Genomic DNA, 3855 nt, shown 5'->3' with positions numbered 1-3855 from the left:
GTGGGCGATGAGGGGTTCGAACCCCCGACCCCCTCGGTGTAAACGAGGTGCTCTGAACCAGCTGAGCTAATCGCCCTATTTTATTAGGTTGCTATCATTTTGTGATTGCGAGTGCAAATATAGGCTAGTTTTTCGCTTATGCAAAATATTTCTAAAGAAATTTTACTTTTTCTTTTATGAAAATATTCAGTTTGCTGGTATTTAGTGTTTTAAAAAGTAAAAAATTTGCAGTAAAAATGAGTTTGATTCGAAAAGTAGATGCTAAGAGACAGAGTTGCTAAGATTCTAAGTTGGAAAAATCCGCTTGATCAATGTAATTCGTCTCCCATTGCTCTACAGGATTAATCCTTTTTGCTGTTTTTGGTTTCAATCCAGCGCGACATGTATTTCGTACTGTTTAAAGTGTGGTGCTGTAACAATGCCCCGAAGAAATTATCCAAACGGTGTTGCGATAAGTTGGAACATAAAAATTGGACTTTGACAGCAAAATCATTTTCAAACTGTTGTTTCGAATACCGTTGATTGATAATAGCGATTCCGTTCTGTTGCGCGGCTGTCCAAAGTTTTTCGTCTTGGTACAATTGCACTGCGGCTTCTGTAAATTTCTTTGCATCATCAGTTACAAACCCATTCCAAGGCAGATTTTCCTGCATGGATTCGGCGCCTATGGTGGTTGTAATGCTAGGTGTTCCGCATTGCATGGCTTCGATCAGTTTTCCTTTTATGCCCGCGCCAAAACGCAGAGGAGCCAAAACAATTCTTGCGTTTTGCACTACTTCTTTGGCATCAATCGCACGTCCTTTGATATGGAAACCTTCTTTTGGCTGATGCAGTTGTATCACTTTTTGGGAAGGATAAGCACCATAAATGTTAAGATTGGTATCTGGCAACTGCTTTCTTAGCAAAGGCCAAATGGTTTCTTTCAGATATTGAACGGCATTCCAATTGGGTTCGTGAAGAAAGTTGCCTATAAAAACAAAGTCAGTCCTTTCCTCAAAAGAAGGAAGTTTTTCAAAAGTTTTTTCTGAAATTGGTTCTAACAAAAAAGGCAAATAATACAGCAGTTTTTCGTCTATTTTAAAAGTCATTTTCAGTAAATCCATTTCAAATTCAGAAATAATCAAAGACAGGTCACATCTCAAAATGCTGGCTATTTCTCTTTTGGCGACATCTTCTTTTAAAGTGTCAGCAGTTGTGAAATCGCGACGGGCTTTGAATGCTTTTTGTCTTGCCAATCGCAAACAATGTAAGTCTTCAGTGTCCAATATTCGTAGAGCATCTGGACAATTTTCGGCAACACGCCAACCGAATTGTTCTTCAATCATAAATCGGTCAAACAAAACAACTGTAGGATTCAGTTCTTTGACAAAAACATCAAAACTGGTACAATTCAAAGCAATTGATTTTTTGTCCACATTCAGTGAGGCCAAATCTACCATGAAATCACTGTCCATAGCAGGACTGGCAAATGTAATGGTATATCCTTGTTGCTGAAATTGGGCAATCAATTGCAATATTCGACCACCTGCAGCCGAAGAATTGGGTTCAGGCCATACAAAACCAATGATTAAAAGCGTTTGAATTTGAGTCATGGTAATTAAGATAATGTTGCAAAATAATACAATTTAGATGGTTAAAGCATTATTTTAAATGGAAAATCAAGAGGAAAAGACTAATTTTGTAGGATTAAAAATCACTTGTTATGCTTGGCTTAAAATTAGTTACAGACCCGCGTTGGGTAAATATAGTAGAAACGAATATTGAAGAAATATTGACCGATCATGCTTGGTGTGAACAAAAAGCGGCTTCAAATGCGATTAGTTTGATTACTTACAATTCAGAATTGGAAGAACTGGTGACGGAATTATTGGTCATTGCCAAAGAAGAATTGGATCACTTGCAATTGGTACATAATTTAATAAAAAGCAGAGGATTGACCTTGGGCAGAGAACGAAAAGATCATTATGTGAATGAGCTTTTCAAATTTATGAAAAAAGATGGTAGCCGGAAAGATGCTTTGGTGGATCGATTGTTGTTTTCGGCTATGATTGAGGCTAGAAGCTGTGAGCGTTTCAAAGTATTGTCTGAGAATATAAAAGATCCAGAATTAGCTAAGTTTTATAGAGATCTAATGATTTCAGAAGCGGGACACTATACCACTTTTCTTGGTTTTGCCAGAAAATATGTAGACAATTTTGATGTTGATAAGCGTTGGCAAGAATGGATTGAGTTTGAAACCTCGATTATTGTGAATTACGGTAAAAACGAAACCGTGCACGGATAAAATAGCCTTTGGACGATACATTTTGTACTTGTATTCAATTATTGCTATTTTTCTTTTTTTGAATGATGGCAAAAAAGAAGAATGTTAACTTTTAGCCCCGATAGAAGTGGAAATCCCATGCTTTTTGGCGTGGATTGAAACGGATAGCGGGACGATGTTTCCAAAAACACCAAATCTTTCTGCTCAAAAATCAATTTATTTTTTTAATTCATACCAATCACATATGGCAGCAACCAATTATAAGTCAATCTTTATTAAGATTTTAAAATATACAGGCATTACCCTTGTGGTTTTATTGGGACTGATGTTTATTACCCCTTTGATTTTTTCGGATAAGATAAAAGAGCAAGTCAAAAAAACGGCCAATGAAAGATTAAATGGAGATTTGAATTATTCTGAGGGCACGCTTTCTTTTTTTAAACATTTTCCCTCGTTAACCCTTACTCTTACTGATTTTAAGCTGAATGGTTCAGCTCCTTTTCAAAATGAAAAATTGATAACCGCCGATGACGTTGCTTTTGGTATCAATTTGAGCAGCCTTATTTTTGGAAAAACCATAAAAATTGACCAAATTTTTCTTTCCCATTCATTGATAAATATTAAAGTAAACAAAAAAGGGGAGGCCAATTATAACGTGTACATTGCCGAGAAGGAAACCGCTCCGAAAGAAGAATCGGAAACGGGAATTAAATTGGAAGAGATTGAAATTACGGACAGTAAATTGATTTATGACGATCAATCCACTAATGTTCATGTTGATGCCTTTGGGATTAATTATCTGGGAAATGGAGATTTGAGCCAAGCAATCTTTGCTTTGCACTCGAAAGCCAAAATTGAAAAACTAAATGTCATTTACGAAAACGAACCCTACTTGATGAATAAAAAAGTGGATGGGGATTTGATTACTAAAATAAACACCAATTCGCTGTCTTTCGTTTTTGAGCAAAATGACTTGTTGATTAATAAATTATTGGTTGATTTTACTGGAAAATTCGATTTTTTAAAGGATGGCTATAATATGGATTTTAGAATAAAATCCAACAAAAGTAATTTGCATGAGCTTTTTACCGCTTTTCCGCCAAAATATATCACTTGGCTTAAAGATGCCGAATTAAAAGGAAATGTTGATTTGTTGTTTACCCTTAAAGGAAAGTACATTGCGTCCCAAAATATAGCACCTGATTTAAGTTTGAATTTTAAATTAAAAGACGGATTTGTAAATTATAAAAAAAGTGCTTTTCCAGTCTCCAACTTAAATATGGATATTGCGACAAAAGTACCGTCTTTGAATCCAGAAGTTTTACAGCTGGATGCTAAAAATGTATCTTTAAATATTGGGAAAAATTATCTTAAAACGCAGTTGAAAATGAATGGGATGACCACCCCAGATATTGATTTGGCTTTGAATTCTCAAATCGATTTGGAGAAATTAAATCGCGCATTAGGAGTTTCGGATATAGAATTAAAAGGAATGCTCGTAAGTGATTTGAAAGCCAAAGGAAAATACGATCAAAAGCAAAGACTTTTTCCAAATGCAAATGGAACGTTGAATTTGAAAAATGGATTTGTAA

Annotated in this window: 3 protein-coding genes and 1 tRNA gene; 2 read left to right on the top strand and 2 right to left on the bottom strand. The window is 35.4% G+C overall.

Annotated elements, in window-relative coordinates; translation table 11 throughout:
* Position 1 precedes the first annotated feature (1 nt).
* Positions 2–76: transfer RNA gene (locus tag VFS71_RS09790), tRNA-Val, on the bottom strand.
* A 265-nt stretch (positions 77–341) separates the two neighbouring features.
* A complete protein-coding gene (locus VFS71_RS09785) occupies positions 342–1592 on the bottom strand; it encodes a glycosyltransferase (RefSeq protein WP_326401006.1) in 1251 nt (416 codons plus the stop codon).
* Positions 1593–1702: 110 nt separating this feature from the next.
* On the opposite strand from VFS71_RS09785, the gene VFS71_RS09780 reads away from it, so the two are divergent.
* On the top strand, positions 1703–2284 hold the full coding sequence (locus tag VFS71_RS09780; RefSeq protein WP_077377325.1) for a tRNA-(ms[2]io[6]A)-hydroxylase: 582 nt from the start codon (positions 1703–1705) through the stop codon (positions 2282–2284).
* Positions 2285–2408: 124 nt separating this feature from the next.
* A partial coding sequence (locus VFS71_RS09775) for an AsmA family protein (protein ID WP_422653658.1) occupies positions 2409–3855 on the top strand: 1447 nt, incomplete at its 3' end.

The organism is Flavobacterium sp. (assembly GCF_035760125.1).
Lineage (GTDB): Bacteria > Bacteroidota > Bacteroidia > Flavobacteriales > Flavobacteriaceae > Flavobacterium.
This window is presented reverse-complemented; position numbering and strand designations above follow the sequence as displayed.

Coding starts and splice junctions, on each gene's coding strand:
- VFS71_RS09785 (WP_326401006.1), bottom strand. CDS start 1,592: ATGACTCAAATTCAAACGCTTTTAATCATTGGTTTTGTATGGCCTGAA.
- VFS71_RS09780 (WP_077377325.1), top strand. CDS start 1,703: ATGCTTGGCTTAAAATTAGTTACAGACCCGCGTTGGGTAAATATAGTA.